This window comes from Candidatus Hydrogenedentota bacterium (assembly GCA_019695095.1).
GTDB lineage: Bacteria > Hydrogenedentota > Hydrogenedentia > Hydrogenedentales > SLHB01 > JAIBAQ01.
In genome coordinates this window covers 1-2,675 of the sequence record JAIBAQ010000395.1, presented here as the reverse complement: position 1 = coordinate 2,675, position 2,675 = coordinate 1, and the positions used below count along the sequence as shown (strand labels likewise).

Sequence of the window (2,675 nt, the reverse complement as noted above, 5' to 3'; positions counted from 1 at the left end):
GGCAACGTCGTTTCGGCGACGCTGAAGAAAGATTCCTGCAAAGCGCAGAACGAAGCGCTGTTGGAAATCTACCGTAAGCTTCGGCCTGGAGATCCGCCGACTCTCGATACGGCTACGCAATTGTTCCAGGGCATGTTCTTCGACGCCCGCAAGTACGACTTCTCGCGCGTCGGGCGCATGAAGTTCAATATCAAGCTTTTCGATAAGGCGGATGAAACGTCGCTCGACAAGCGCACGCTTACGGAAGACGACTTCATCAACACGATTCGCTACCTGCTCAAGTTGCGCAAGGGCGTTGGCGCCGTGGATGATATTGATCACCTCGGCAACCGCCGCGTTCGCGCCGTGGGTGAGTTGCTGGAGAACCAGTTCCGCATCGGTCTGGTGCGCATGGAACGCGCCATCAAAGAAAAGATGTCTGTTTACCAGGAAATGTCGACGGCGATGCCGCACGACCTGGTGAACGCCAAGCCGGTGATGGCCGCGATCCGTGAGTTTTTCGGATCGAGCCAGCTTTCGCAGTTCATGGACCAGACCAACCCGCTTTCGGAAATCACGCACAAGCGGCGTCTGTCGGCCCTTGGGCCAGGCGGTCTGTCCCGCGAGCGCGCCGGTTTCGAAGTGCGCGACGTGCACCCCACGCACTACGGCCGTATCTGCCCGATTGAAACGCCGGAAGGTCCGAACATCGGTCTGATCTCCTCGCTGTCGTGCTTTGCCCGCATCAACGACTACGGCTTCATCGAGAGCCCATACCGCCGTGTGGTGCAAGGCCGATTGGTGGATGAAATTCGTGTGCTGAACCCCGGCGACACCAACACCAAGGTCGGCCAGGTGCTGGACCGGGAAGCGTCGGACAAGCTGAATCGCGACTTGAAGGCGGGTAAACAGCCTGCCGAAGTGGAAGCCCACTGCGACTACCTTTCCGCGTGGGAAGAAGACAAGTACATCATCGCCCAGGCCAACGTGGAGATCGATCAGGCCGGTTCCATTGTGGCCGATCTGGTGAACGCTCGTAAGCAAGGGAACTTCGTCCTGATTCATCGTGACGAAGTGGAGTACATGGACGTGAGCCCGAAGCAGCTTGTTTCGGTGGCTGCCAGTCTCATTCCGTTCCTTGAAAACGACGACGCCAACCGCGCTTTGATGGGGTCGAACATGCAACGGCAGGCGGTGCCGCTGTTGCGTGCCGATGCTCCGTTTGTCGGTACGGGCATGGAGTGGGTCACGGCTCGCGATTCGGGCGCGGTGCAAATCTGCCGCCGCTCCGGCATCGTGGATTCGGTGGACTCTGAGCGCATCATTGTTCGCGTGGAAGGAAACGTCCACGAAGGGCAGATGTCGCGCGAAGTCGGTGCCGACATCTACCAGCTCATTAAGTTCAAGCGCTCCAACCAGAATACCTGTATCAACCAGAAGCCGATCGCCAAACTCGGCCAGCGAGTGAAGAAGGGCGACGTGCTCGCCGACGGGCCCTGCACGGACAAAGGCGAACTGGCCCTGGGCCGTAACGTGCTGGTGGCCTTCATGCCCTGGCGCGGGTATAACTTCGAAGACGCGATCGTGGTCAGTGAAAAGCTGGTGAAGGAAGATTACTACACCTCGGTTCACATCGAGGAGTTCGAAATCGAAGCCCGCGACACCAAGCTTGGTCCTGAGGAAATCACGCGCGATATTCCGAACATCAGCGAAAGCTTCCTCCGGAACCTGGACGAAAGCGGAATCATCCACGTCGGCGCTTCCGTGAAGCCCGGCGACATCCTGGTGGGCAAAGTGACGCCGAAGGGCGAAACCCAGCTTACTCCGGAAGAGAAACTGCTCCGTGCGATCTTCGGTGAAAAGGCCGGAGACGTGAAGGACGCCTCGCTGTACTGCCCGCCGGGTATCGAAGGCGTGGTGGTGGATGCGCGCGTGTTCTCGCGCAAAGGTGCCGATCTGGATGAGCGTTCGAAGCTCATTCTGGAAAACAAGATCGCCGGCCTGCACCGCAACCTCGAAGACGAAAAGCGCATCCTCAACGACGAGCGCGCCAAGCGCCTGTCGATGTTGATGGACGGCAAGGAAGTCCTCGCCGATCTGCACGATGAGAAGACCAACAAGAAGCTCATCAGCAAGGGTGCTTTCATCACTCGCGACATCCTGGAAAAGATCCGTGCCCGCGACCTGAAGCGGCTTCGCTTCAAGGACAAAGACCTGCGGATGAACGAACAGATCGACGAGATCGAAGAGATGACGTCGCGGCAGATCGCCGTGCTCGAAAAGATCACGGAAGAGAAGACCGCGAAGCTCAAGAAGGGCGACGAACTGCCCCCGGGCGTGATCAAGATGGTGAAGGTCTACATCGCCATGAAGCGTAAGCTTTCAGTTGGCGACAAGATGGCCGGACGCCACGGAAACAAGGGTGTCATTGCCCGCATCGTTCCCGAGGAGGATATGCCCTATCTTCCCGACGGTACCCCCGTTGAAATCGTGCTCAATCCGCTCGGCGTACCTTCCCGTATGAACGTGGGTCAGATTCTGGAGACTCACCTTGGATGGGCGGCAAAGGCGCTCGGTCTGCACTTCGCGACGCCCGTTTTTGACGGCGCCACCGAACGTGACATCAAGGATCAGTTGACCAAAGCCGGCCTGCCGACTTCCGGTAAGATCCAGTTGCACGATGGTATGACCGGACT

At 58.5% G+C, this 2,675-nt stretch carries 1 protein-coding gene; it reads left to right on the top strand.

The window, feature by feature from the left end; genetic code table 11:
* The coding region (gene rpoB / locus K1Y02_26800; protein MBX7259993.1) for a DNA-directed RNA polymerase subunit beta at positions 1–2,675 on the top strand (2,675 nt) is incomplete at both ends.